This is a genomic window from Mycolicibacterium vinylchloridicum (assembly GCF_013404075.1).
Lineage (GTDB): Bacteria > Actinomycetota > Actinomycetes > Mycobacteriales > Mycobacteriaceae > Mycobacterium > Mycobacterium vinylchloridicum.
Genome location: NZ_JACBJQ010000042.1, coordinates 15,890 through 40,795, shown reverse-complemented (window position 1 = coordinate 40,795; position 24,906 = coordinate 15,890). Strand labels below are relative to the sequence as shown.

Genomic DNA, 24,906 nt, shown 5'->3' with positions numbered 1-24,906 from the left:
GATATCCAGCGAAGGGGTGCTGATATCGGAACCGCCTGGGTTGCTGCGGGAGTCGTGCGCCCCAGGCTCGATCGCCGGGATCACACCATTCCGTTTATGACGAACTTCGAGAGCTCCTTGCCGGTCTTGCCGTCATAGGCGTGCACAGTGCACACCAGGCAGGAGTCGAAGCTGCGCGCCACGTGGCCGAGTTCGACGGGATCGTCCGGATCGACGATCGGCGAGCCGACCAACGCCTTCTCGATCGGGCCCAGGACCTCGTTGCCGTCCCTCGGCCCGATGTTCCACGCCGTCGGAGTGATCACCTGGTAGTTCTTGATCTTGTTGTCTTCCAGGACGATCCAGTCACTGAGCGAACCGCGCGCCGCCTCGGTGGAGCCGAAGCCCTTACCTTCGGCGTACTCGGTGGGCTTGGTGTAGAAGCTCTCCTTCAGGTCGAGCTGGTCGAGCCAGGACCTGACCCACTTGTAGTACTTGGGCGCCTCGTGGACCCGGGCCAACTGACGCACCAGCACGCTCGGGCCGATCTTGTTCATGATGTCGACGAAGAGCGGATCGTTGTCTTGGTGCGGCCCGGCATTGGGGCCGCCTGCGGCGATCCGGCGCGCCAGTGGCCCCGCTTCCAGCGGAATGTTGCCCAGATCGCCGACGGCGTAGCGCGGAGACTTGGCCCAGCTGTATTTGCCCTGCTTCTTGCCGGCCTCGGGGTCCAGCGGGATGGTCTCGCCGTCGAACGGGTGCAGCGGCGTGCTGCCTTCGTAGAACGAGTGCGTGACATCTTCGCGGACGTTGGCCTGATCGAACTCGTGCCACTGCCCCTTGGCATAGATACCGCCCCGGCCGATCAGCGCCGCGTTGCGGCCCTCGATGGTGGGGTTCTCGTAGAGCGTCGGGTCGAAGTAGGTGCCGGTGGCGATGTAGTTACCCACGCCCTGGCCGTACTTGTCCAGACCGATGTCCAGGGAGTAGCGGATGAAAAAGCCGCAGTCACTGTTGTACTGGGACTCGTTCTCGTCGACCCAGGCCAGGACGTCGTCCCAGGTCTTGTTCTCCAGCCACCGGTCCACGCTGCAGCCCAGCCACTGGCCTTCGAGCCAGTTGTCCTTCCAATGCTCCAGGATCGCGATCGAGCGGGTGACGTCCGACAGCGTCGGTGCCGACATGACCCCGCCGGGGACCATGAAGCTCGAGTGCGGCCACTGCCCGCCGAAGATCGCGTACACCTCGACCGGCTTGTTTGAAAGCACAACGCCCGGTTGATAACTGGTACCGACGTAGGGGGCAAACCGGCGAACCGCCTCGTCATAGAGCTTGGACTTGGCGTAGTTCTTGTTGGTCAGGTCGATGGCGAACAGCGCGTAAAAGTAGCGCGGAATCGACTGCAGTGTTTCGCAGGCCTGGGCGATGTTGCGGATCAACGTCGCATTGGGCGGCATGTGGGTACGCCACGCGGTGTCCAGAGCGTAAGCCGACTTGTACAGGTGGCTGCCCCCACAGATACCGCAGATGCGGGGACACACGACGAGACCGGACTGCGGGTCTTTACCCCGCAGGATGATCTCGAAGCCGCGAAACATCGCGGCCTCCGTCCAGGCCGACGTGACGACGCCGTCGTCGATGGTGACCCGGACATCGAGGTCACCCTCGACACGGCCCAATGGGCTGACGTAAAGGTCGAGCGCGGTCATAAGAAAGTCCTCCAAGAGTTGAGAGCTGAACCAGGGCTGGTGGTTTCAGGCGGGTTAGACGACGAACATGTCTTCCTTGGACCACTGCGGTGCCGCGATGCGGGCCGCCGCCGCGTGTGCCATGTACGTCAGGTGGTCGGATCCCTCCGGCACTTCCTTCGGGATCACTCCGCCGACTTTCTGGGTCTTGAACAGCGTCCCGGGCGCCAGGTCGAAGTGTGGGAACTCCGGCTCGGTGCAGCCCAGGCAGGGCATGCCGGCGCGGGTCTTGGACGACTGCCGGTTCCACAGGATGCGGTTGCACGGCGAGTGCGTCATCGGTCCGCGGCAGCCGAACTCGTAGAACAGGCAGCCGGTGCGGGTGCCCTCGCCGAAGGACATGGTCGACTGCTTGTATTCAAAGAATTGCACGCGGGTGCAACCGGTTTGGGTGAACGTCTTGAAGAACGTCTCGGGCCGGTGCAACTCGTCGAGGGCGATGTCGCCCGCCCGGCCGGTGGCCAGCGCGACGATGATCTGGGTGATCCAGTCGGGGTGCGCGGGGCAGCCCGGGATGTTGATCACCGGAAGTCCCATCTTGGAACGGAAGTCCGGACCCAGGAACCCGCCCTTGTCCCGCTTGTGGAACTGCAGACCGGTCGAGGCCGACGGATTGGGCTCCATGGCCGGGATGCCACCCCAGCAGGCGCAGTCACCGATGGCGACGACGATCTGCGCGGCGCCGGCCAGGTCGGTGACCCAGTCCTTCATCGGCCGGTCGGCGAACATGTCCATCCGCCCGGTGCCGTTGGGAGCTTCGATGACGCTGCCCTCGAAGACGAAGATGTCCAGCGGGCGGTCGCCCTTGGCGCAGTCCCAGAACACTTTCTGGGCGTTCGCGCCGAGTTCCAGACCCAGCGACGGGTGCCAGATCAGATCAAGACCGAAGTCGACGATCAGGTCGACGACGTTGGGTTCCTCCGCGTTGAGGAACGACATGGTGTTGCCACTACATGCCCCTCCCTGAAACCACAGAACGGATGCCATGGAAGCACTCCTCTCAGATCACGGCCGAGGGCGCGGCCGAAATAGGTTGGGCTGTAACGACTGTGCGACGAAATGCCGGACAAGTGGGGCGCACTACCGGGCGACCTGACGGCCGAAGGCGCGGGCGACGTGGATCATGAAACCGAGACCTCTGGATACGTCAGGGTCCTTGGTGACCTTCCAGAGCCCGAACAGCCCCTTCGGGCCACCCGGGTCGGCGGCCGCCGCCTCGCTGCCCTCGGCTACCGCCTGTCCGACCTGGGACAGCAGAGTATTGAGCGCAGGCGCCGCGGCGACGAGCGAATTCGACAGTGTGGCAACGGTTTGCGTGAGGCCTTGTACGTCGACACCCTTGAGCGCCTCAGCACTGGGCAACACACCGGAGGCCGAGACGCCCTTGAAGTCGCTGACCGCTGATGCCAGCGAATCGGCGATCAGATCACCCCGGCGCACGAAGCCGTCCAGACCGGAGACCAGCACGGCGAGGAGGTCGGCATGATCGAGCAGGGTGTTCAGCGCCGCGGCGACGGTCGGGTCGTCGAGCCGATCGCGGATCTGATCGGCGGGCGATATCGCGATTGCCTGCCCGTTAGCCGTCATGCAAACCTCCCGATCGGTGCTGCTAGGTCCTCGTCGGCCAGTGTGGCCTCCGTCACAAGCTAGCTGGGCATTGTCGCGATGCCTATCGCTTTCGCGCAGGAGGTGTCAGGATTACGCAGAGTTCAGTGCGCTGATGCGCGCTGGGATGCTTGGAGGCTTGCGTGATTACCGCGGATACTTTAATTAAATCCTCACTTTTCGACCGGGAAAACCATGGTCAGCGCTGATGTCACGGCTGACTCGACTGGGCTACATCGACGTCCGCCGCACCAGCAATCCGGTGCGCCGCAAAGTCCGCTCGCGCGGGGTGCCGCCGGCGCTCGCCAATAATGAGATCTTCTACACCGAGGATGTGCCGGAAGCGTCCCGCCTGATCGCCAAGACGCTCGGGCCACTGCACCTCACCGTCGGGCCCGACCAGATCAGCGGGTTTGCTGCCACGATGCACGGCGTGCGACTGCGCAACGTCAGCATGCTCTATCTCGACGTGCATGTGGCGGCATCGATCGACATCCCGATGCTGGGCCCCTTCTTCGGGGTACACATGCCGATGAACGGGCGAGCGCTCGTCGAACATCGAGGACATACCTTCGAAGCCAACACAATTCGATCAGTGGTGACCAGTCCCGGCGTCTCCCTGCGGATGACGTTGGACCACGACTCTCCCCAGTTGATCATCCGCGTCGAGGAGCGTGCCATGGCCGCGCACTTGACCCGCCTACTGGGGCGCAGCCTGAAGCGGCCGCTGGTGTTCGATCCCGAGTTCGACCTGGCCACCGAGGCTGCGATGCGGTGGCACACCGCGGTCCAGTTGATCCACACCGAGGTGTTCCACGAAGGCTCGCTGATTCAACGGGGCCAGGGCATCGGCGCGGTGGAGGAACTGATCATGAGCACCCTGCTGCAGTTGCAGCCGTCGAACTATCACGAGGAGTTCCTCGCCCCGCCACCGTCGGATCAGCGTCGCGCCGTCGTCCAGAACGCGATGAACTACGTCGACGACCACCTCGCCGAGCGGATAACGATGGATGCGATCGCCAAGGCTGTGCACATGAGCGTGCGGTCGATCCAGCAGGGGTTCCGCGAAGAACTGGGCATGAGCCCGATGAGCTTCGTGCGGGAACGCCGGCTTGAACGCGCGCACGAGGAGCTGGCCGATGCGCTGCCCTCCGACGGCGTGACCGTCACTCAGGTCGCCGAACGCTGGGGATTCCATCACCTGGGCAGCTTCGCCGTCGAGTATCGCAAACGCTGGGGTGAGGCGCCGTCGGAAACCTTGCGGCGCTGAGTGATTCGGGAAGTCAGGACGCGGCGCTGCGGACGGCGCTGATCGGGCGCCAGCCCAGTTCCCGCTGCCCGACCAGATGTTTGACCAGCAGTTCGGTCGACATGGTGGGCACGATCTGGCTGACCAGGTGCCAGGGTCGATTCAGTGGGGTGCCGGCTACCGGTATCTGAACCAGGACACCGCTGTCCAGCTGCGGCTGCACCGCCTGCAGAGACACCAACGTGACCCCCAGGCCCGCGCCTGCCGCCGCGACCACCGCCCCATGCGAGCCGAGAACCAGCAGCGGCGGGCTCACGTCGAGATCGTCCAACAACGCCATCGTGGCCGACCGGGTCCCTGAGCCCGGCTCGCGCAACAGCCACGTCGCCGCCGCGGGTTCGAAATCGGTTGCTGCAGAGGGTGGCCCGACAACCACCAAGGTGTTCGGACTCGCTGCCCGCACTCTGGCCTTCTTGCGCAGATCATCGGGCGGGCGGCCGGCCACCACCAGGTCGACCTCGTGGCGGGCCAGCATCGGCCACACCGCATTGCGGGAGGCCACCTCCAGATGCAGCACCACGCCCGGGTACTTGGCCCGAAACGACGCCAGGGCAGCCGGGATCAGTAGCTCACCGGCCGTCGTGACCGCGGCCAAACGCACCGACCCATTCTCGGGGTCGGCCTCGCCGCGCGCGGCCAGAATGGCCTCGTCATGCAGGCCGAGGATGCGGCGGGCGTATTCGACATAGCGTTGCCCGGCCGCGGTCAGTTTGACGCCTCTGCCGTTCCGGTCGATCAGCGCGATGCCGATCTCAGTCGACAGCGCGCGCACTGCCGACGAGATCGACGATTCCGTCACCACCAATCGCTCGGCGGCACCTCGCACCGATCCGGTGTCGGCAAGCTCGACAAGTGCACGCAACCTGGCCTTCGTCGTCATCGCCGCGCCTCGCTTTCCCCATCGTCGAACACGCGGCTGCTCAACAGATCCGCGGGCTCGATCGTCGACAACTCTGCCAGGCCGACCATGCCTGGCTCGGCCAAGAGCCGCCGAGCGTGTCGAAGCCGTGCCCGCTCCAGCGCATTGCGCACACTGCGGGCATTGGCGAACCAGGGTTGGTCCACCCGACGCCGCAGATAATCGCCGAACACCGCCGCGGCCTCGTCGGAGAACCGATAGCCCATGGCATCGCTCATCAATGCCGCGATCTGCCCCAGCTCGGAGACGGTGTAGTCGGGGAACGAGATGTGATGGGCGATTCGGCTCTGCATACCGGGGTTGGCCGAGAAGAACTGGTCCATCTTGTCGGCATAACCGGCCAAGATCACCACGAGATCGTCGCGGTTGTTCTCCATGACCTGCAGCAGGATTTCGATCGCCTCCGAGCCGTAGTCCCGCTCGTTCTCGACCTTGTACAGGTAATAAGCCTCGTCGATGAAGAGCACACCGCCCATCGCCCGTTTGATGACGTCTTTGGTCTTGGGCGCGGTGTGCCCGACGTACTCCCCCACCAGGTCGTCACGGGTCACGCTGACAAGATGGCCCCGTCGAAGGTAGCCCAGCCGGTGCAGCAGATCGGCCATCCGCAAGGCCACCGTGGTCTTGCCGGTGCCTGGATTGCCGGTGAAGCACATGTGCAGGGTGGGTTGGACGGCGTCGATACCGAACCGCGCCCGCATCCTGTCGACCAGCAACAGGGCGGCGATCTCGGCGATGCGAGTCTTGACCGGCTCGAGGCCCACCAGCTCGGCATCGAGCCGGTCAAGAACATCGTCGATACCCGAATCGTGGCGGGCTGCACCAAGATCCACGATGGCATCGACCGGCAGCACCTCGGGTGCGGACTCCTGCGACCGGAATCCGAACGACACCCGTGGATTGGCGGCCGTGGTCACCGTCGCCTCACTCGCCGGCGTACCGCTGGCCGGCCGGGCGATCGGTGGCGTAGGCGTGGGTGGTGTAACCGATCGTGCGGTTCGCCTGCTCGGCCCGGTCCAGCCGGAAGCCAGGCTCGTCCGCCGGCCGGTTCACGATGAACGACAGTGCGGTGGTCTGCCTGCCGAGGCTGGCATCGTACGCGTTGAGCCGGATGTAGTGATCGGGGTAGGCAGCGCGACAAGCGTTGACCTCCATCAAGACTCCCGCGGCATCCATCAGGTCGAACATCGGCAGGCCCCACATCTCCCAATAGATGTTGCGCGGATGCGGGTCGTCGGTGAACTCCACCGACAGCGGCCAGCCATGACCGAGCGCGTAGTCGATCTGCGCGGTGATCTCCTCGTCGGTGAAATCGGGCAGATAGGAGAAGGTGCCCTGGGTGATTCGCATGCTCATCTCCTCAGATGCTCGTCGGGGTGGCGACGACGTCAGGGGTGTCGGTGGATTCGTAGTTGAAGGTGATATCGCCCCAGGTCGCCAGTGCGGTGTCGAGCGCACGATTGCGGCTGGCGGCCTTCTTCAGAATGTCGGGGCCCTCTTTGTAGTAGTCGCGGCCTTCGTTGCGCGCCTTGATCATCGCCTCCAGCGCAACCCGGTTGGCCTCGGCACCCGCTGCAATGCCCATCGGATGCCCGATCGTGCCACCGCCGAATTGCAGCACCACATCCTCGCCGAGGTAGTGGATCAGCTGGTGCATCTGGCCGGCGTGGATACCGCCGGATGCCACTGGCATGACGCCCGGCATGGACGCCCAATCCTGGTCGAAGAAAAGGCCTTTGACCGGGTCGGCGTCGACGTGATCCAGACGCAGCGTGTCGTAGAACCCGGCGGTCGTGTTGGGGTCACCTTCCAGCTTTCCCACAACGGTGCCGGCGTGAATGTGGTCGACGCCGGCCAGCCGCATCCACTTCGAGATCACCCGGAAACTCACGCCGTGAGTCTTCTGCCGGGTGTAGGTGCCGTGGCCCGCGCGGTGCAGGTGCAGGATCACGCTGTTGTTGCGGGCCCATTTGGCCATCGACTGGATCGCGGTGTAGCCGATGGTGAGGTCGATCATCACGATCGCAGATCCCAGCTCGGCGGCGAAATCCGCGCGTTCGTACATCTCTTCCATGGTCCCGGCGGTGATGTTCAGGTAATGGCCCTTGATCTCCCCGGTCGCCGCCTGTGCGCGGTTGACGGCCTCCATGCAGTACAAGAACCGGTCTCGCCAGCGCATGAAGGGCTGGGAGTTGATGTTCTCGTCGTCCTTGGTGAAGTCGAGCCCGCCGCGCAGGGCCTCATAGACCACGCGCCCGTAGTTCCGCGCGGACAGACCGAGTTTGGGCTTGGTGGTGGCGCCCAGCAGCGGACGGCCGAACTTGCCCAGATGCTCACGCTCCATGACGATTCCGTGGGCAGGGCCCTGGAAGGTCTTCACGTACTGGGTCGGGATCCGCATGTCCTCCAACCGCAGCGCCTTGAGCGGCTTGAACCCGAAGACGTTGCCGATGATCGAGCTGGTGAGGTTGGCGATCGAGCCCTCTTCGAAGAGGTCGAGATCGTAAGCGATCCAGGCGATCCACTGTCCTGGCGTACCCGGCACCGCGTCGACCCGATAACACTTGGCCTGGTAGTGCTCGAATGTCGTCAGCCGGTCGGTCCACACCACCGTCCAGGTGGCCGTGCTGGACTCGCCCGCCACGGCGGCTCCGGCCTCCTCGGGCGGCACACCGTCCTGTGGGGTGATCCGGAAGGCGCACAGGACATCGGAATCCTTCGGCACATAGTCCGGCTGCCAGTAACCCATTTCTGCGTAGGGGATGACCCCCGCGTTCCATCTCTCCGTCATGCTCCGAATGCTGCCCGCTCGACAATGAACCTGTCTATCTAGAATTCTGCCCCTATTCTTAACCATTTACTTCAGTATGGGAACTCCCCCGGGCCCTCCACCTCATGGGTGAGGTCAGGACGGATCGGCCGTCCCTACCGTCACCTCCACACGGCGAGCAGACGCGAAGTCCCCCATTTCACGACGTTTTTGGGCGATTTCGCGTCTGCTCGCGCGAGAACCGGAACCAGGGAGGCACAGCATGACCACGACTCGACAGATCGCCCGGCAGATGACCACTTTCGGCAAGGGCATCCTGGCCGCCGACGAAAGCATCGGCACCATGTCGTCGCGCCTGGAAGGCGCCGGCGTCAATCCCACCGCACAGAGTCGGCGTGACTACCGTGAATTGCTGGTGACTGCACCGGATTTAGCGAATGGCGTGTCGGGAATCATCCTGTGCGACGAGACCTTGAACCAGGCCTTCGCCGACGGCACCCCATTCCCCGAGGCCTGCCGGGCACGAGGCATCCTGCCCGGCATCAAGGTCGACACCGGCGCCAAGCCCTGCCCCGGCCTGCCCGGCGAGACGATCACCGAAGGTCTCGACGGGCTGACCGACCGCCTGGCCGGCTACGCCAAAATCGGTGCGGCTTTTGCCAAGTGGCGTGCCGTGTTCACCATCACGGGCGACACACCCAGCCGCGGTGCAATCGTGGCCAATGCCAGCGCGCTGGCTCGTTATGCGGCCGCATGCCAGGAGGCCGGCCTGGTGCCGATCGTCGAACCCGAAGTGTTGATGGCCGGCACCCATGGCATCGGCCAGTGCGCGGAGGTCACCGCCGCAATTCACCAGACGGTGCGGGAGCACCTGGCGCTGCTCAACGTCGACTTGGCCGGCATCGTCCTCAAGCCGAACATGGTGACCGAGGGTTCAGAGAATCCTGGGCCACCTTCCTCGCCGGAGGAAGTGGCCGCCGCCACCGTCGAGGTGCTGCGCGGCTGGCCCGGGGATCTCGCGGGAGTGGCATTCCTGTCGGGCGGCCAACCTCCGCAGCGGGCCACCGCGAACCTGGCTGCCATGCAGAGCCACGACACGCCGTGGCCGTTGACGTTCTCGTTCGGCCGCGCGCTGGTTTCTCCGGCGCTGGCCGCCTGGCACGGCGACGAGGAACTGGTCGGTGACGGTCAGGCGGCGCTGTCCGCACACGTCGCCGCCAGCGCCGCCGCTGTGCGACTGCGCGGCCAGCTTCAGTCGGTCTGAGCCGGCTCGGTCACATCGAGCGGAATCGTCACCGTCACCGTGGTGCCCGATCCGGGCCGAGCCCGGACCGCGAGTCTGCCGCCCACGAGCTCGGCCCGCTCGGCCATCGACAACATGCCATAGCCGCCGACATTGTTGGTGCCGGGCACCCGTTCGGCACCCGGGTCGAAGCCAATCCCGTTGTCGGACACCTCGAGTCGGGCAGCGCCGTCGGCGACGGTGAACGACACCGTAGCCGTCAACGCCCGGGAGTGCTTGACGACGTTCTGCAGGCTCTCCTGAGCGATGCGATACAGCGCGACCTCGATATGCTCGGGTAGCCGCTCGTCGGCGAGCTCCAGCTCCAGGTCGACCTCCATGATCGAGGCGGCCAGGCTGGCCAGCCCGCCGGCCAGGCCGAGGTCATCGAGTACCGGAGGGCGAAGGCCACCGATGGCTGACCGTGCCTCCGCGAGCGTGAGATCGGCCAGATCACGCGCCTTTTCGATCTGTTCGGCCGCTTCGACCGTCTCGGCGTCATCGACGGCCCGCGCCGCCGCGTCCAGCCGGTAAGTCAGGCTGACCAGGCGCTGCGAAATACCGTCGTGGATGTCGGCGGCCAGCCGGCGGCGCACGCTCTCCTGGGCCGCGATCACCTGCTCGGCGAAGTTCTCATGCGCCCGCTCGCGTGCACTGAGCTGCCGGTGGAGCCGGGCCTGGTGCAGGGCGCCGGCGATGAGGCGCCCGATGACCAACAGCAGCTGAATGTCACGCGGGGTGAAATCACGCCGAGAAATGGTGTGTACGTTGAGAACTCCGACGAGGCCGCCCGGTTCAGTCTCCATCGGCACCGAGGCCATCGACGTGAAATCGGAACCCCGCAGCGAAACGATCGGCACGTACCGCGGATCGTCCTCCTTGTTACTGATGATGACCACCGGCTCGCGGTGGCTGGCCACCCAACCCGACACGCCCGAACCCAGCGGAAGCCGCACCCGGCCGACCTGTTCATCGAAGGGCGGGGTGGCGCCGGCCAAGGTCAGCGACCGGTCGGTGTCGTCGAGCACGTGGACGAAGCAGACGTCGGACGCGGTGGCGGCGGTGATCATCCGGGCAACCGCGGCGGCCATCGGCTCCACTCCGGGACCACTGGAGGTTGCCGCGATGATGTCGAGCAGCAACGCGACTTCACGGTCGGCGTCGACCAAGCCGTGGACGTCGTGGGCACCCAGTCCCCCGGACGGCGTCACTGGAAGATTCCCTCCCGCAACGCGGTGGCAACCGCGCTCGTTCGATCGCTGACTCCGAGCTTGCGATAGATGGAACGGAGATGGCTTTTCACGGTCTCGTCACCGATCACCAGCTTGCTGGCGATACCGCGGTTGGACAGGCCCGTCACCACGAACGACAGGATCTCGCTCTCGCGTTGAGTCAAGCCATGGCGAGCACCCGGCCAGAACTCGTCGCGTTGCAGGCGGGCCGCGGTGTCGACCGCACGTGCCGCCAGCCCGGGATCGATCGCCGTCGCCCCGCCCTGCACCAACTCCAGCTGCCGGACCAGTTCGTCGCTGCTGATCCCCTTGAGCAGATACCCCGACGCACCCACCCGCAGCGCCTGGAACAGATACTGCTCGTCGTCGTAGACCGACAGCAGGATCACCTTGCGCTCGGGGTCGCGCTCCCGAACTGCACGGCACAGGTCAAGGCCGCTGGCGCCCTGCATACGCACATCGCACAGCACGATGTCGGGCTTGAGGCTGGCGATGACGGTCAAGGCCAAATCGACGCCAACGGCCTCGCCCACCACCCGCACCCGATTTTTGAACGGGGAGAGCATGGCCTTGAGGCCTTCGATCACCATTTCGTGATCGTCGACAAGAACGACCCGCACGGGTCCATTCGTCGGCGTCGCGTTCATTTTGCGCCGCTCCTCCTCATCGCTGCAGTCTGCATCGTCGTCGGCGGCATGCGACCACGATAAGGCACCGGTCTTTTCAACCCCGGCAACTTAACTCGATCGGTCCCCCCTTCGGGGGACATCAGCCCCGTCGTTGCGGCCCTAGCATTCGGCCAAACACAAGGAGGATGTGCTGATGACAGTGAGGACGATGTCGGCCCCGAAGCTGGTTGCCTCGGTGCTGCCTGCGAACTTCGCCGAGCTCGGCCGTGATGTCGAGCAGATCGACCGCGCCGGCATCGACCGCATCCAATGGGACGTCATGGATGGGTCATTCGTGCCCAACCTGACTTTCGGACCGGACGTGATCGCGGCCAACCGCGACCGCACTCCCATCGGATTCGAGGCTCATCTGATGGTCGACGACCCCGATCCGATGCTGCACCGCTGGGTCGACGCGGGCTGCCAGATCATCATCGTGCACGCCGAGGCCTGCCGTCATTTGCATCGAACCCTCTCGCACATCAGGGATCTCGGCGCGCTGTCGGGAGTGGCACTCAACCCCGCCACACCACTGGAGGCCGTCGTCAACGTCCTCGATGTGACGGACCTGTTGTTGGTGATGACCGTCAACCCCGGCTTCGGTGGCCAACGCTACCTCGCCGACATGGAACCCAAGATCGCTGCGGCGCGAGCCGAAATCGACCGTCGTGGTTTGGATATCGAGTTGGAGGTCGACGGCGGCATCAGCGCCGCCACCATCGGTGCGGCCGCCGCCGCCGGCGCCGACGTGTTCTGTACCGGATCCGCGCTGTTCAGCGGTTCCGGCACCATGAGCGAACGCACCCATGAGATGCGCACCGCCGCAACGCAAAGGCTGGCTCTGCGATGACCTCAGCGCCGACCCTCGAAGAGGCTCGCACCAGCGAGCTGGACCTGCTTGGGATGAACACGCTTCGATTCCTCGCTGCCGACGCTGTGCAGGCAGCCAACAGCGGCCACCCGGGGTTGCCGCTCGGCGCGGCGGGGATCGGGTGGACGCTGTGGTCGCGGCATCTGCGACACGACCCGGCCAACCCGCAGTGGCCGGACCGGGACCGGTTCGTGCTCTCGGCGGGCCACGGTTCGATGTTGCTCTACGCCCTGCTGCACCTGTTCGGCTACGACCTGCCGATCGACGAACTTCGTCGGTTCCGGCAGCTCGGTTCACGGACACCCGGACATCCCGAATACGGGCATACGCCGGGCGTCGAGACGACCACTGGGCCGCTGGGGCAGGGTTTGGCCAATGCGGTGGGCCTTGCACTGGCCGAGCGCATGCTGGCCGAACGGTGCAACACCGATGAGCACACCGTCGTCGATCACCGCGTCTGGGTGCTCGCCGGCGACGGCTGCCTGATGGAGGGCATCAGCCATGAGGCCGCCTCGCTGGCCGGCCGGCTGGGTCTTGGCAAGTTGGCGGTGATCTTCGACGACAACGACATCACCATCGACGGGCCGGCCCACCGCAGTTGCGCCGACGACGTCGAAGCCCGGTTCGCGGCATACGGATGGCACGTGCTGAGCGTGGACGACGGCAACGATGTGCCGGCGCTGGACCGCGCGTTCTCGCGCACGCGGCAGAGCGACGACCGGCCGACCTTTATCCGGGTGAACACCACCATCGGCTACGGTGCACCCGGGGTCGAGGGCACGTCGAAGGCGCACGGCAGCCCACTGGGGCCACAGACGCTCGCCGCGATGCGCTCGCGTATGGACTGGCCGGACATCGAATTCCACGTTCCCGCTTCGGTTGCCGACACTGCGTCGGCCGCAGCCACGCAAGGCGGGGCTGCCCGAGCGGTGTGGGAGCAGGTGCACGCGGACTGGTCGGCGGCGAATCCTGGACTGGCCCAGCATTTCCCGATCGATAGAGTGCCTGAGCCGACGACGGTCGACGTGCTCAGAGAGCTCAGTGTGAATTCTGCGGACTCGAAAATGGCCACCCGTAAGGCATCTGGAGCCGCACTCACGGCTCTGGCCGAGGTGTATCCCGGGCTGATCGGCGGATCTGCGGACTTGGCGGCGTCGACCAACACCGCGATCCCCGGGGGCGATATCGCCCCCGGGGACTACGCGGGGCGCACCATCCACTTCGGGATCCGTGAGCACGCCATGGCGGCGGTGATGAACGGGATCGCCCTGCACGGCGGCTTGCGGCCGTTCGGGAGCACCTTCCTGGTGTTCGCCGATTACCTGCGTCCGGCCCTGCGGTTGTCAGCGCTGATGCGCTTGCCGGTGATCTACCTGTTCACTCACGACTCGGTGCATGTCGGCGAGGACGGGCCCACCCATCAGCCCATCGAACAACTGGAATCACTGCGATTGATTCCCGGCCTGACGGTGCTGCGGCCTGCCGATGCCGCCGAAACGGCACTGGCCTGGGAACTGGCCGCCACCAATTTGGACGGCCCGACTGCACTGATCCTGTCCAGGCAGGACCTGCCCGCGTTGGGCGCCTCGGGCCTCGACGACATTCGCGTGCACGGCGCACGGACGGTCCGCGCCACCCCGGGCCCGGCGGACATCGTGCTGGGCGCCTCGGGTTCCGAGGTTGGCCTGGCGATGCAGGCGGCGGATCTGCTGACCGCGCACGGTGTGAGTGCCGCGGTCACGTCGGTGATGTGCCGTGAGTGGCTCGATTCCTTCCGCAGCTCCGATGGCCGGCCCGACGTGCCGGTGGTGTGGATCGAAGCGGGTGTTCCGACCGGCTGGCGGGCGCTGGCCGGGCCGCACGACGCCGTGGTGGGCATCAGCCGCTTCGGTGAGAGCGGGCCGGGCCCGCAGGTCGCCGAACACCTCGGCCTGGCTGCGGCAGAGGTCGTCGACGTCGCATTGCGAACTCTCGGTAACTCCACCGGCAATCCCCCGGATGGCGATGGCTGACAAGATGATTCGGATTCGTCGCGCCTCGCACGAGGACCGCCGCCGCCCGGTTCTGCTGGCCATCGCCGGGGACAGCGCGGCCGGAAAATCGACGGTGGCCAAGGGTATCGTCGACGCCCTCGGGCCGCAGCGATGCACGATGTTGTCCACCGACGATTATCACCGCTACGACCGCTACGAACGCGCGCACAAACCGTTCACCGCACTGCACCCGGACTGTCACTATCTGCCGATCCTGGCCCAGCACTTGCAATTGCTGGCCACCGGCCAGCCGATCCTCAAACCGGTCTACGACCACAGCACCGGGCGGCTGATCCGTCCGCAGCTGATCGAGCCCGCCGAGGTGATCGTCGTCGAGGGTCTGTTGCCGTTGCACAGCAAGCTGGCTCGCGCCTGCTTCGACGTCACCGTCTACCTCGACCCGCCCGAACAGATCCGGCGGACCTGGAAGGTCACCCGGGATACCACCAGTCGCGGCTATACCGAGGAACAGGTGCTGGCCGAGCTGGTCGACCGGGAGGCCGAATCCGCGGAGTTCATCCGGCCCCAGCGGTCACACGCCGACATCGTCGTCCGCTTCGCCCCGATCGAGGCCCGCGACGACGCACCCGGAACGCCGCTGTCGGCGTCGTTGTTGCTGCGGACCACCATCCAGCAACCGGACCTGTCGGAGGTGCTTGCGCCGGGAATGGCCCGAACCATCCACATGCGCCTGGCCCGTGACGGGGACGGGCGTCCCGTCGACAGCGTCCACGTGCACGGTTACGCAAGCCCGGAAGAGAGCGCCACCGCCGAGAAGTTGGTGTGGCACGCACTCGGCCGGGACGGGTCGGCGGTCCCCGATGCGCTGGGCCGGATCGGTGCCGACGAACGGAGCACTCCGCTGGCGATCACGCAGATGGTGCTGCTGCACCATGTCCTGGCCGCCGGCCGGTAGATGGGTGCCGACCATGCGATGGGTGACGTTTGGCTACACCAATCCCCTGATCGGGGGATGCCGGGGGGTATCGGCCCAGCTCATACTGCGTGGGTGGCGGTCATGCACGCGGACACCATCACCAGGAATCGCTCGTTCTGGTGGGACCGGGCGCGCTGCGCCTACGCCGACGTGCCCGAGCTAGAAGCCGTCATCTTCGATGTCGACGGGACCATCGCCGACACCGAACGCGATGGCCACCGCTTGGCGTTCAACGCCGCCTTCGCCCACCACGGCCTAAATGTGTATTGGGATGCTGTCGAGTACGGTCGGCTGCTGCGGATCACCGGCGGTCAGCGCCGCATCGCCGCCGACCTGCTCGCCCGCGGATACGGGCAGGCCGCCGACGAATTGGCCACCGCGGTGCACCGCACCAAAACCGCACTGTTCCGCGACTCGATCCTCAACGGTGACATCGACGCGCGACCGGGTCTGCTCGATCTGATCTGGGGTCTGCACTGCGCCGATATCCGCATCGCGATCGCCACCACCGGCCGGCGCTCGTGGGTCGAGCCGCTGGTGCGCCAACTAATCGGCGACGGCGTGGTCGAGGTGATGATCACCGGCGAGGACGTCACGCGGCTCAAACCTGACCCCGAGGCCTACCAGCGGGCCCTGCACGAACTGGGCATTCGGCCCGATGCCGCGATGGCCATCGAGGACTCTGCGCTGGGACTGCAGGCGGCCAGGGGCGCCGGGCTGGCGACGGTGATCGTCACCACCGATTACACCGCCCACCAGGACTTCACCGGTGCCGCGGCGGTTCTGCCGGGCTACGACGGGCGCGAGCCGCTGTCAGCACGACACTGCAAGCGGCTGCACGATCGCTGGTGGCTCGGCCAGCGACAGTAGGTCTCAGCTCTGGCCGCACGCGGCCATGACGAGCTCGCGCACCCGCGCCGCGTCAGCCTGACCCCTGGTGGCTTTCATCACCGCACCGACGATCGCACCCGCGGCCTGCACCTTGCCGCCGCGGATTTTCTCGGCGATATCGGGGTTGGCGGCCAGCGCTTCGTCGACGGCGGTCTGGATCAGTGAGTCGTCGCGAACCAGGGCCAGACCGCGGTCGGTCATCACCTGCTCGGGCTCGCCCTCACCGGCCAGCACACCCTCGATGACCTGGCGGGCCAGCTTGTTCGACAGCTTGCCCTCGTCGACCAGGACAATCACCTTCGCCACCTGGGCCGGCGTGATGGCCAGGGCGTCGAGTTCGACGCCAACCTCATTGGCCTTCTGCACCAAGAAGTTTCCCCACAACGCTCGCGCTGACTCGCTGGAGGCGCCGGCCTCGACGGTGGCGGCCACCAATTCGATGGCACCGGCGTTGACCAGGTCGCGCATGACCTCGTCGGAGATCCCCCACTCTTCCTGAATTCGCTTGCGTGACAACCATGGAAGCTCGGGGATCGTGGTGCGCAGCCGCTCCACCAGTTCCGCGCTCGGCGCCACCGGCTCCAGATCGGGCTCGGGGAAGTACCGGTAATCCTCGGCGGTCTCCTTGTCGCGACCGGGCGAGGTGTAGCCGTCCTCGTTGAAATGCCGGGTCTCCTGGTGGATCTTGCCGCCGGCGTCGAGAATCGCTGCCTGGCGGCGCATTTCGTAGCGGACCGCCACCTCGACGCTCTTGAGCGAGTTGACGTTCTTGGTCTCGGTGCGGGTGCCGAACTTCTCTTGGCCGATCGGGCGCAGCGACACGTTGGCGTCGCAGCGCAACGAGCCCTGATCCATCCGCACATCGGAGACACCGAGTGCGCGCAGCAGATCGCGCAGCGCAGTGACATAGGCGCGGGCGACCTCGGGTGCCCGCTCGCCGGCGCCTTCGATCGGCTTGGTGACGATCTCGATCAGCGGAACACCGGCCCGGTTGACGTCCAGCAGCGACGTGGTCGCGCCGTGGATACGGCCGGTGTCGCCGCCGACGTGGGTGAGCTTGCCGGTGTCCTCTTCCATGTGGGCCCGCTCGATGGCGATGCGGAAGGTGCTGCCGTCGTCCAGAGGCACGTCGAGATAGCCGTCGAACGCGATCGGCTCGTCGTACTGCGAGATCTGGTAGTTCTTGGGCTGGTCGGGATAGAAGTAATTCTTCCGCGCGAAGCGAGACCACGGCGCGATGTCGCAGTTCAGCGCCAGCCCGATGCGGATGGCGGACTCGACCGCGGCTTCATTGAGCACCGGCAGCGCACCCGGCAGACCCAGGCACACCGGGCAGACCTGGGTGTTGGGCTCGGCGCCGAAGGTCGTCGAGCAGGGGCAGAACATCTTGGTGGCCGTCGAGAGCTCGACGTGCACCTCCAGGCCGAGCACCGGGTCGAAGCGGGCGACGACGTCGTCGTATTCGAGCAGGTCGGCCTGCGCTGCAGCGGTCATACTGCGATTTTAGTGACCGGCAATGACGGCCCACCAAACGGTGGTTGTGAGCGCGGTGCCCGCGTGCTCAGATGGGCTGCGTGAAGAAGCTGATCAATGAGCCTGCCGATGTCGTCGGGGAAGCACTTCTCGGCCTCGCGGCCGCCTATGGTGACCGGCTGCGGGTGGACCACGGCAGTCGGGTGGTGTTCCGCAAGGACGCGCCGGTGGCGGGCAAGGTCGGTCTGGTCTCCGGCGGCGGTTCGGGCCACGAGCCCATGCACGGCGGCTTCGTCGGGCTCGGCATGCTCGACGCCGCGTGCACCGGCGAGGTGTTCACCTCGCCGGTTCCCGAGCAGATCATCGCCGCCACAGCAGGTGTCGACGGTGGCGCCGGCGTGCTGCACATCGTGAAGAACTACACCGGCGACGTGATGAATTTCGAGATGGCCGCCGAAATGGTCTCTGCCGAAACGGGAATCGAGGTGGTGGCGGTCGTCACCGACGACGACGTAGCCGTGCAGGACAGCCTCTTCACGGCAGGCAGGCGCGGGGTCGGGGTGACGGTTCTGCTGGAGAAGATCGCGGGCGCCGCCGCCGAGGAGGGCCGGCCGCTGGCGGCGGTGGCCGAGATCGCGCGGACGGTCAATGCGCAGGGCCGCAGCATGGGTGTGGCGCTCACATCGTGCACCGTTCCCGCAGCGGGCAAGCCGACGTTCGAGCTCGGCGAGCAGGAAATGGAGCTGGGCATCGGTATCCACGGCGAACCGGGCCGCACCCGGTTGCCGCTGGCACCGGCCAGGGACATCGCCGCACTCCTGGTCGACCAGATCCTGGCCGACCTGCCTTTCCGCACCGGCGATTCGGTGCTGGCGTTCGTCAACGGCATGGGCGGCACCCCGCTGCTCGAGCTGTATCTGATGTACAACGAGGTCGCGCGGTTGCTCGGCACCGCGGGGATCACGATCGCGCGGTCGCTGGTCGGCAACTACATCACCGCACTGGAGATGGCGGGGTGCTCGGTGACGCTGCTCAAGGTCGACGACGAACTGGTCCGGCTGTGGGACGCCCCGGTGAACACTCCCGGTCTGCGGTGGGGTGCCTGACGTGGCGCAGACCCTGACGGTCGACCAATTCGGCAACTGGCTACGTCGGTTCGCCGCCGCCGTCCACGACAACGCCGCGCTGCTGACCGAGCTGGATTCTGCGATCGGCGACGCCGATCACGGCAGCAATATGGACCGCGGCATGACCGCCGTCGTCGCCCTGCTGGACGAGACGACGTTCTCCTCGCCCGACGCCCTGTTCAAGAAGGTCGGTATGACGCTGGTCAGTACCGTCGGCGGCGCCAGCGGGCCGCTGTACGGGACGTTCTTCCTGCGGTTGGGCGCCGCGCTGCAGGACGTCGACCCGGTGGATGCGACGGCGTTCGGCGCGGCACTGCGCGCCGGGGTGCAAGGTGTGCAGGCCCGCGGCAAGGCCGAGCTGGACGACAAGACCATGTACGACGCGGTGGCCGCCGGGGTGACCGCGTACGACGCCGCGGCCAGTGCCGGGATCGCCGCGGCGCTGGCTGCGTGCGCTACCGCCGCCGCCGAAGGGCGCGACCGGATCACGCCGCTGGTGGCCCGCAAGGGCCGGGCCAGCTATCTCGGGGAACGTAGTGCGGGACACCAGGATCCAGGCGCGACGAGCGCCACCCTGTTGCTCGAATGCGCGGCGGCGGCGCTGTCGTGATCGGTGTAGTGGTGGTGTCGCACAGCCGGGCGCTGGCGCAGGCGGCGGTCGGTCTGGCCGCCGAGATGACGCAGGGTGCAGGCCCGGTGGTGGCGGTGGCGGCCGGGCTGGACGAGACGACGTTCGGAACCGACGCCACCGCGGTGGCCGCCGCGATCGAGAGCGCCGACAGCCCCGATGGCGTGCTGGTGCTGATGGATCTGGGTAGCGCGGTGTTGTCGGCGGAGCTGGCCACCGAACTGTTGGACGGCGATATCGCCGGGCGGGTCACGCTGTGCTCGGCGCCACTGGTCGAGGGTTTGGTGGCGGCAGTTGTCACCGCCGCGGCCGGTGCCCCGATGCCGGAGGTGGTCGCCGAGGCGCTGCGCGGGCTGGCCGGCAAACAGGAACATCTGGGCGACGCGCCGGCCCTGATCGCCGAACCGGTCCCGGCCTCCCTGGACGTGTCGCGCGATGTGGAAGTGGTGAACGCCAACGGGTTTCATGCCCGCCCGGCGGCCAGGCTGGTCGCAAAACTGAGCGGGTTCGACGCCGCAGTGACCATCACCAACCTGACCCGCGAGATCGGACCGGTCGCCGCCGACAGCGTGATCATGCTGATCAGCCTCGGCAGCCGGGTGGGCGATCAGTTGCGGGTCAGCGGTAATGGTCCGGCGGCCGCGCAGGCGGTGGCCGCTGCCGTCGACTTCATCGCCACGGGACTGGGTGACTGAGACCACCGCGCCGAGATCGACGAAATGTGGTTCTCCACTCGCACTTTCGCGGCGGTTTGTCGGTTTGGGCGCGGCAGAGAAGGGCTCAGCCGAAGAAAGCGGCCGCGTCGTCGTAGCGGCTCTGCGGCACCAGCTTGAGCTGACGCACCGCATCGGCCAACGGCACCCGGCCGATATCCTGCCCGCGCAGCGAGACCATGATCCCGTACTCACCAGCATGGGCGGCATCGGCGGCGTTGACACCGAAACGGGTGGCCAGCACCCGGTCGTAGGCGGTCGGGGTGCCGCCGCGCTGCACGTGGCCGAGCACGGTCACCCGGACCTCCTTCTTGATCCGCTTCTCCACCTCCATCGCCAGCTGCTGGGCCACCCCGGTGAACCGTTCGTGGCCGAACTCGTCGGTACCGCCCTGACGCAGCTGCATCGAACCCTCGGCGGGTTTGGCGCCCTCGGCGACCACGATGATGAAACTCGACTCGCCGCGCTGGAAGCGCTTCTTGACCAGCCGGCACACGTCTTCGACGTCGAAGGGCTGCTCGGGGATCAGCGTCATGTGGGCACCGGAGGACAGCCCCGCGTTCAACGCGATCCAGCCGGCGTGGCGGCCCATCACCTCGACGACCATGACCCGCTGATGCGACTCCGCGGTGCTGTGCAGCCGGTCGATGGCCTCGGTGGCGATCTGCAGTGCGGTGTCATGGCCGAAAGTGACGTCGGTGCAGTCGATGTCGTTGTCGATGGTCTTCGGCACACCGACCACAGGCACGCCTTCTTCGGAGAGCCAGTGCGCCGCGGTCAGGGTGCCCTCGCCGCCGATCGGGATCAATACGTCGATCCCGTTGTCCTCCAACGTCTGTTTGATGTCGTCGAGCCCGGCGCGCAACTTGTCCGGGTTGGTGCGGGCGGTGCCGAGCATCGTGCCGCCCTTGGCCAGCAGCCGGTTGTTGCGGTCGTCGTTGTGCAGCTGGATCCGGCGGTCCTCCAGCAGGCCGCGCCAGCCGTCGAGGAAGCCGACCACCGAGGAGCCGTAGCGGGCGTCGCAGGTCCGGACAACAGCACGGATCACGGCGTTGAGACCGGGACAGTCACCGCCGCCGGTGAGGACTCCAATGCGCATGGGCCCTATCCTGCCTCGTCAGATCGCAGTTGGCAGCGAACCGCGGGCAACCTCATAGGCCGCACCCACCCGGTAGAGCCGATCATCGGCCAGCGCGGGCGCCATGATCTGCAGTCCGACCGGCAGATTGTCGTCGGGCGACAGGCCCGATGGCACCGACATTCCGCAGTGCCCGGCCAGGTTCAGCGGCAGCGTGCACAGGTCGAACAGGTACATCGCCAGCGGGTCGTCGACCTTCTCACCGATGCGGAACGCGGTGGTGGGGGTCGCCGGGGACACCAGCACGTCGACCTTCTCATAGGCCGCGTCCAGGTCGCCCGCGATCAGGGTACGGACCTTCTGGGCCTGGTTGTAGTAGGCGTCGTAGTAACCCGCCGACAACGCGTAAGTGCCAATGATGATGCGGCGCTTGACTTCTGGACCGAAGCCCGCGGCGCGTGTCAGCGCCATCACCTCTTCGGCGCTGTGCGTCCCGTCGTCGCCGACGCGCAGTCCATAGCGCATGGCGTCGAACCGGGCCAGGTTGCTCGACACCTCCGACGGCAGGATCAGGTAGTAGGAGGACAGCGAGTAGTCCAGGTGCGGGCAGTCGACCTCGCTGACCTCGGCACCCAGCGCAGACAGCTGCTCGACGGCGGCGTTGAAGGAGGCCAGCACGCCGGGCTGGTAGCCCTCGCCGCTGCGCAGCTGCTTGACCACACCGACGCGAACCCCGGAGAGATCGCCGGCAGCCCCGGCCTTCGCCGCGGCCACCACGTCGGGAATCTGCGCCTCGACCGAGGTCGAGTCGCGCGGGTCGTGCCCGGCGATCACCGCATGCAGCAGTGCGGTGTCGAGGACCGTGCGCGCGCACGGCCCGCCCTGATCCAGCGACGACGCACACGCCACCAGTCCGTAGCGCGACACCGTGCCGTAGGTCGGCTTGACCCCGACGGTCGCGGTCAGCGCGGCCGGCTGGCGGATCGAGCCGCCGGTGTCGGTGCCCATTGCCAGCGGCGCCTGGAACGCGGCGAGCGCGGCCGCACTACCGCCGCCGGAGCCGCCAGGCACCCGATCGGTGTCCCACGGGTTGCGGGTCGGGCCATAGGCGGAGTTCTCCGTCGAGCTCCCCATGGCGAACTCGTCCATGTTGGTCTTGCCGAGGATCGGGATCCCGGCGGCCCGCAGCCGGGCGGTCACCGTCGCGTCGTAGGGCGACACCCAGCCCTCGAGGATCTTCGACCCGCACGTCGTCGGCATGTCGGTGGTGGTGAAGACATCCTTCAGCGCCAACGGAACACCGGCCAACGGCGACGGCAGCGTCTCCCCGGCGGCGACGGCGGCGTCGGTGCGCGCGGCGCTGGCCAGCGCCTCGTCCGCGGCCACGTGCAGAAAGGCGTGGTACTTCTCGTCGGTCGCAGCGATCTGGTCCAGACAGGCCTGTGTCACCTCGACCGAGGACACCTCCTTGGCGGCGATTCTCTCCCCGAGCGTGGCGGCGTCAAGACGAATCAACTCACTCACTGCTCATCCCCCAGGATCTGTGGCACCGCGAACCGACCCTCGACGGCCGACGGCGCCTCGGCGAGCGCTTCCTCCTGGGTCAGGCACGGCTCAACCACATCGGGCCGGGTGACGTTGACGTCTTTCAGAGGGTTGCCGGTCGGCTTGACATCGCCGGTGTCGACCGACTGGATCTGGCTGACGTGGCCCAAGATGGCGTCGAGCTGGCCGGCGAAGTTGTCGAGTTCGTGGTCGGTCAGCGCCAGCCGGGCCAGTTTGGCCAGCCGGGCGACGTCGTCGCGGGAGATCTGGGACACGAGCGTCAAGCCTAGGTGAAAGGGTGAATCGCGTGCCGTGGGGACTGCTTCCGGTTGGCCTGCCGCTGGGTGGGCTGCTGGTGCTCGCCGGCGGCGCGCTGATCCGGCCTCTGCCCGCGGTGCAGCGGGTGCTCGCCGGGGCGGTGCTGACCCTGGCCGGCACGGTGGTGGTCGTGGTCGGGCTGGGCACCGTGGGCCGGCTGACCGGGGTGCTGCTGCTCGCGGTGCTGGCTTGGGCAACGCTGGCCGTTTTATTGGTGGCGCGGCGTCGCGCGTGGTGGCAGCTGCCGTGGCGCAGCGGTGTCAGCGTCGAGACGCTGCCGGTGCTACTGGTCGGGCTCGGCGCGGTGGGGCTGGCCGTGGTCGCGGCCTACTACGTGCCGGTATGGCAGTGGGACGCGCTGGGCTATCACCTGCCGTACGTGAACTTCGCGCTGCAGCGCGGCACGTTCGCCGACATTCCCGCCGATGTGGCCTACCTGTCGAGCTATCCGCACATCGTCGAGGACGCGTACATCGCGTGGCGAGCACTACTGCCCGACGACCGGCTGGTCGAGGTGGCGCATGTGATGTTCGGTCTGCTGGGTGTGCTGGCCATCGCGGCGATCGCCCGTCAGTACGGAGCCCACGCCCCTCACGCGGTGGCCGCCGGGGTGGCCTGGCTGACGCTGCCCGCGGTGTTCCTGCAGCTGCCGTCGAACTACACCGACGTGGCGTCGGCCGCGCTGCTGCTGACGGCCATCGTCTTTGTGCTGGCGCCGGCAGGTCGCCCGCAGCTGCTGCTGGCCGGGGTTTCCATCGGCTTGTTCCTGGGCTCCAAGCCGAACGCGCTCGTCGCCGGTGCGCTGCTGCTGGTCGTGGTGACGGTCCGCACCTATCGCGCCGGGCATCGCGGTGCTCTTGCGCCGGCGTGGCTGGCGGCGCTGGCGCTGGGTGCACCGACGTATGCGATCAACATCGCGCGCCATCACAATCCGGTGTGGCCGGTCCGCATCGACGCCGGCCCGCTGCATGTGCCTGGTACACAGGCGCTTTCAACACTGTTGCACTCGGGCGCGGCCTCACCCCACCTCGACGGGCCGCTGCTGAGCCGAGTGGTCCGGTCGTGGTCGACGATCGTGGCGCCGCTTCCGGTGTTCGACATGCGCATCGGTGGGCTGGGGCTGGTGTTCCTGGCGGCACTGCCGTTCGCCATCGTGCGGGCGCTGCGCACCCGTTCGCCTGCGGTCTGGCTGTGCTTCGCGGCCGCGCTGGCCACCCCGGACCCCGCGGTGGCCCGCTACGTGCTCGGCTTCGCCGGCCTGGTGCTGGCCTTCGCGGTGCCTGCCGCCGGCCGCCTCGGCAGACGCTGGCGGCAGGTCGTGTTCGCCGCTGTCACGATCGTCGCGGCCCATGGCGTGTGGCTTTCCTACCCCGGCCTCACCGGCGAAGGACCACCACTGAGCGCGTACCCGCGCATGACCACCGAACAGCGGCGGGCGGCGGTCGGTGCCGACGGGCCACCGGGCGATTTCCTGACCGTGACGGCCCACCTGCCGCCCGGGGCTGTCACGGTGTTCGACAGCACGATGGATCTGCCCTACTTGGCCTGGCCACCGAATCTGTCGCACCCGGCGATGCGCATCCCCGACGACGTCACACCAGCCCAGGCGCGAGACTTACTCAGCGATCCAGACGTCGCGGTCGTGATGGTCGGCGACAATTCCGTCACCGGCCGCCTGGCACGCGCTGACCTGCGGTTTCGGCCCGTCTTCGGTTGTGGCCCCGCGCCCTGCACGGTCTATGTGCGGGACTGACCGGCAGTACCTGCCGGAATGCTGAGT

The 24,906-nt window shown here is 67.0% G+C and carries 23 protein-coding genes; 10 read left to right on the top strand and 13 right to left on the bottom strand.

The window, feature by feature from the left end; translation table 11 throughout:
* Positions 1-80: 80 nt before the first annotated feature.
* The 3 genes from HPC46_RS26020 to HPC46_RS26010 form a co-directional block, all read right to left on the bottom strand.
* The gene (locus HPC46_RS26020; RefSeq protein ID WP_179475079.1) at positions 81-1,688 is read right to left on the bottom strand and encodes a nickel-dependent hydrogenase large subunit; all 1,608 of its coding nucleotides are present in this window, start codon (positions 1,686-1,688) and stop codon (positions 81-83) included.
* A 54-nt stretch (positions 1,689-1,742) separates the two neighbouring features.
* Positions 1,743-2,714 carry an NADH-quinone oxidoreductase subunit B family protein gene (locus HPC46_RS26015; RefSeq protein ID WP_179475078.1) on the bottom strand — a complete coding sequence of 324 codons (972 nt, stop codon included), beginning with the start codon at positions 2,712-2,714 and terminating at the stop codon, positions 1,743-1,745.
* 93 nt (positions 2,715-2,807) lie between these two features.
* Complete coding sequence (locus HPC46_RS26010; protein WP_179475077.1) at positions 2,808-3,314, bottom strand: helical membrane plugin domain-containing protein; 507 nt, start codon at positions 3,312-3,314, stop codon at positions 2,808-2,810.
* 226 nt (positions 3,315-3,540) lie between these two features.
* Between HPC46_RS26010 and HPC46_RS26005 the strand changes: the two genes are divergently transcribed.
* On the top strand, positions 3,541-4,602 hold the full coding sequence (locus HPC46_RS26005; RefSeq protein WP_179475076.1) for an AraC family transcriptional regulator: 1,062 nt from the start codon (positions 3,541-3,543) through the stop codon (positions 4,600-4,602).
* Between the two features lie 13 nt (positions 4,603-4,615).
* Here HPC46_RS26005 and HPC46_RS26000 read toward each other — a convergent pair whose 3' ends face one another.
* Genes HPC46_RS26000 through HPC46_RS25985 form a run of 4 tightly spaced genes read right to left on the bottom strand, consistent with a single transcriptional unit; the run spans position 4,616 to position 8,351 of the window.
* Entirely contained in the window at positions 4,616-5,521 is a 906-nt protein-coding gene (locus HPC46_RS26000) for a LysR family transcriptional regulator (RefSeq protein WP_179475075.1), read from the bottom strand.
* The gene (gene cbbX, locus HPC46_RS25995; protein WP_179475074.1) at positions 5,518-6,477 is read right to left on the bottom strand and encodes a CbbX protein; all 960 of its coding nucleotides are present in this window, start codon (positions 6,475-6,477) and stop codon (positions 5,518-5,520) included. The genes HPC46_RS26000 and cbbX overlap by 4 nt, the downstream gene beginning before the upstream one ends.
* A 7-nt stretch (positions 6,478-6,484) precedes the next feature.
* A complete protein-coding gene (locus HPC46_RS25990) occupies positions 6,485-6,910 on the bottom strand; it encodes a ribulose bisphosphate carboxylase small subunit (protein WP_179475073.1) in 426 nt (141 codons plus the stop codon).
* A gap of 10 nt (positions 6,911-6,920) precedes the next feature.
* The gene (locus HPC46_RS25985; RefSeq protein ID WP_133689983.1) at positions 6,921-8,351 is read right to left on the bottom strand and encodes a form I ribulose bisphosphate carboxylase large subunit; all 1,431 of its coding nucleotides are present in this window, start codon (positions 8,349-8,351) and stop codon (positions 6,921-6,923) included.
* 241 nt (positions 8,352-8,592) lie between these two features.
* Here HPC46_RS25985 and HPC46_RS25980 point away from each other — a divergent pair, with 241 nt between their 5' ends.
* Positions 8,593-9,594, top strand: a complete 1,002-nt coding sequence (locus HPC46_RS25980) for a class I fructose-bisphosphate aldolase (RefSeq protein WP_179475072.1) — start codon at positions 8,593-8,595, stop codon at positions 9,592-9,594.
* Here HPC46_RS25980 and HPC46_RS25975 read toward each other — a convergent pair.
* On the bottom strand, positions 9,582-10,823 hold the full coding sequence (locus HPC46_RS25975; RefSeq protein ID WP_179475071.1) for a GAF domain-containing sensor histidine kinase: 1,242 nt from the start codon (positions 10,821-10,823) through the stop codon (positions 9,582-9,584). The two genes, HPC46_RS25980 and HPC46_RS25975, sit on opposite strands and share 13 nt — an antisense overlap.
* Positions 10,820-11,491: a response regulator gene (locus HPC46_RS25970; protein WP_179475070.1), complete on the bottom strand. Its 672-nt coding sequence runs from the start codon at positions 11,489-11,491 to the stop codon at positions 10,820-10,822. Before HPC46_RS25970 ends, HPC46_RS25975 begins: the two co-directional genes overlap by 4 nt.
* A gap of 175 nt (positions 11,492-11,666) precedes the next feature.
* Here HPC46_RS25970 and rpe point away from each other — a divergent pair, with 175 nt between their 5' ends.
* The 4 genes from rpe to HPC46_RS25950 all read left to right on the top strand — a co-directional run bounded on the left by rpe (position 11,667) and on the right by HPC46_RS25950 (position 16,223).
* The gene (gene rpe / locus HPC46_RS25965) at positions 11,667-12,362 is read left to right on the top strand and encodes a ribulose-phosphate 3-epimerase (RefSeq protein WP_179475069.1); all 696 of its coding nucleotides are present in this window, start codon (positions 11,667-11,669) and stop codon (positions 12,360-12,362) included.
* Positions 12,359-14,395, top strand: coding sequence for a transketolase (gene tkt, locus HPC46_RS25960; protein WP_179475068.1), 2,037 nt, complete (start codon positions 12,359-12,361; stop codon positions 14,393-14,395). Before rpe ends, tkt begins: the two co-directional genes overlap by 4 nt.
* Entirely contained in the window at positions 14,388-15,332 is a 945-nt protein-coding gene (locus tag HPC46_RS25955) for a phosphoribulokinase (protein WP_179475067.1), read from the top strand. Before tkt ends, HPC46_RS25955 begins: the two co-directional genes overlap by 8 nt.
* 102 nt (positions 15,333-15,434) lie before the next feature.
* Positions 15,435-16,223 (top strand): HAD-IA family hydrolase, encoded by a 789-nt coding sequence (locus HPC46_RS25950; RefSeq protein ID WP_179475088.1) that lies wholly within the window; start codon positions 15,435-15,437, stop codon positions 16,221-16,223.
* 3 nt (positions 16,224-16,226) lie between these two features.
* Here the strand turns inward: HPC46_RS25950 and gatB are convergent, their stop codons facing one another.
* Positions 16,227-17,738, bottom strand: coding sequence for an Asp-tRNA(Asn)/Glu-tRNA(Gln) amidotransferase subunit GatB (gatB, locus tag HPC46_RS25945; protein ID WP_179475066.1), 1,512 nt, complete (start codon positions 17,736-17,738; stop codon positions 16,227-16,229).
* Between the two features lie 80 nt (positions 17,739-17,818).
* On the opposite strand from gatB, the gene dhaK reads away from it, so the two are divergent.
* Genes dhaK through dhaM form a run of 3 tightly spaced genes read left to right on the top strand, consistent with a single transcriptional unit; the run spans position 17,819 to position 20,167 of the window.
* Complete coding sequence (gene dhaK / locus HPC46_RS25940) at positions 17,819-18,823, top strand: dihydroxyacetone kinase subunit DhaK (protein ID WP_179475065.1); 1,005 nt, start codon at positions 17,819-17,821, stop codon at positions 18,821-18,823.
* A 1-nt stretch (position 18,824) separates the two neighbouring features.
* The gene (gene dhaL / locus HPC46_RS25935) at positions 18,825-19,454 is read left to right on the top strand and encodes a dihydroxyacetone kinase subunit DhaL (RefSeq protein ID WP_325096773.1); all 630 of its coding nucleotides are present in this window, start codon (positions 18,825-18,827) and stop codon (positions 19,452-19,454) included.
* On the top strand, positions 19,430-20,167 hold the full coding sequence (gene dhaM / locus HPC46_RS25930) for a dihydroxyacetone kinase phosphoryl donor subunit DhaM (protein WP_179475064.1): 738 nt from the start codon (positions 19,430-19,432) through the stop codon (positions 20,165-20,167). The genes dhaL and dhaM overlap by 25 nt, the downstream gene beginning before the upstream one ends.
* Positions 20,168-20,252: 85 nt before the next feature.
* On the opposite strand, the gene HPC46_RS25925 is transcribed toward dhaM, so the two are convergent.
* The 3 genes from HPC46_RS25925 to gatC are packed head-to-tail and all read right to left on the bottom strand — an operon-like array spanning position 20,253 to position 23,083.
* Positions 20,253-21,284, bottom strand: coding sequence for an ATP-dependent 6-phosphofructokinase (locus tag HPC46_RS25925; protein ID WP_179475063.1), 1,032 nt, complete (start codon positions 21,282-21,284; stop codon positions 20,253-20,255).
* A gap of 18 nt (positions 21,285-21,302) precedes the next feature.
* Positions 21,303-22,787: an Asp-tRNA(Asn)/Glu-tRNA(Gln) amidotransferase subunit GatA gene (gene gatA, locus HPC46_RS25920; RefSeq protein WP_179475062.1), complete on the bottom strand. Its 1,485-nt coding sequence runs from the start codon at positions 22,785-22,787 to the stop codon at positions 21,303-21,305.
* Positions 22,784-23,083 (bottom strand): Asp-tRNA(Asn)/Glu-tRNA(Gln) amidotransferase subunit GatC, encoded by a 300-nt coding sequence (gatC, locus tag HPC46_RS25915; protein WP_179475061.1) that lies wholly within the window; start codon positions 23,081-23,083, stop codon positions 22,784-22,786. The genes gatA and gatC overlap by 4 nt, the downstream gene beginning before the upstream one ends.
* Before the next feature lie 23 nt (positions 23,084-23,106).
* Here gatC and HPC46_RS25910 point away from each other — a divergent pair, with 23 nt between their 5' ends.
* Positions 23,107-24,879 (top strand): hypothetical protein, encoded by a 1,773-nt coding sequence (locus tag HPC46_RS25910; RefSeq protein WP_179475060.1) that lies wholly within the window; start codon positions 23,107-23,109, stop codon positions 24,877-24,879.
* The last annotated feature ends 27 nt before the right edge of the window (positions 24,880-24,906 follow it).

Excerpts from the sequence above, each read along its gene's own strand:
- HPC46_RS26020 (WP_179475079.1), bottom strand. The coding sequence starts at position 1,688 with ATGACCGCGCTCGACCTTTACGTCAGCCCATTGGGCCGTGTCGAGGGT.
- HPC46_RS26015 (WP_179475078.1), bottom strand. The coding sequence starts at position 2,714 with ATGGCATCCGTTCTGTGGTTTCAGGGAGGGGCATGTAGTGGCAACACC.
- HPC46_RS26010 (WP_179475077.1), bottom strand. The coding sequence starts at position 3,314 with ATGACGGCTAACGGGCAGGCAATCGCGATATCGCCCGCCGATCAGATC.
- HPC46_RS26005 (WP_179475076.1), top strand. The coding sequence starts at position 3,541 with ATGTCACGGCTGACTCGACTGGGCTACATCGACGTCCGCCGCACCAGC.
- HPC46_RS26000 (WP_179475075.1), bottom strand. The coding sequence starts at position 5,521 with ATGACGACGAAGGCCAGGTTGCGTGCACTTGTCGAGCTTGCCGACACC.
- HPC46_RS25990 (WP_179475073.1), bottom strand. The coding sequence starts at position 6,910 with ATGCGAATCACCCAGGGCACCTTCTCCTATCTGCCCGATTTCACCGAC.
- HPC46_RS25985 (WP_133689983.1), bottom strand. The coding sequence starts at position 8,351 with ATGACGGAGAGATGGAACGCGGGGGTCATCCCCTACGCAGAAATGGGT.
- HPC46_RS25980 (WP_179475072.1), top strand. The coding sequence starts at position 8,593 with ATGACCACGACTCGACAGATCGCCCGGCAGATGACCACTTTCGGCAAG.
- HPC46_RS25970 (WP_179475070.1), bottom strand. The coding sequence starts at position 11,491 with ATGAACGCGACGCCGACGAATGGACCCGTGCGGGTCGTTCTTGTCGAC.
- rpe (WP_179475069.1), top strand. The coding sequence starts at position 11,667 with ATGACAGTGAGGACGATGTCGGCCCCGAAGCTGGTTGCCTCGGTGCTG.
- tkt (WP_179475068.1), top strand. The coding sequence starts at position 12,359 with ATGACCTCAGCGCCGACCCTCGAAGAGGCTCGCACCAGCGAGCTGGAC.
- HPC46_RS25955 (WP_179475067.1), top strand. The coding sequence starts at position 14,388 with ATGGCTGACAAGATGATTCGGATTCGTCGCGCCTCGCACGAGGACCGC.
- HPC46_RS25950 (WP_179475088.1), top strand. The coding sequence starts at position 15,435 with ATGCACGCGGACACCATCACCAGGAATCGCTCGTTCTGGTGGGACCGG.
- gatB (WP_179475066.1), bottom strand. The coding sequence starts at position 17,738 with ATGACCGCTGCAGCGCAGGCCGACCTGCTCGAATACGACGACGTCGTC.
- dhaM (WP_179475064.1), top strand. The coding sequence starts at position 19,430 with ATGCGCGGCGGCGGCGCTGTCGTGATCGGTGTAGTGGTGGTGTCGCAC.
- HPC46_RS25925 (WP_179475063.1), bottom strand. The coding sequence starts at position 21,284 with ATGCGCATTGGAGTCCTCACCGGCGGCGGTGACTGTCCCGGTCTCAAC.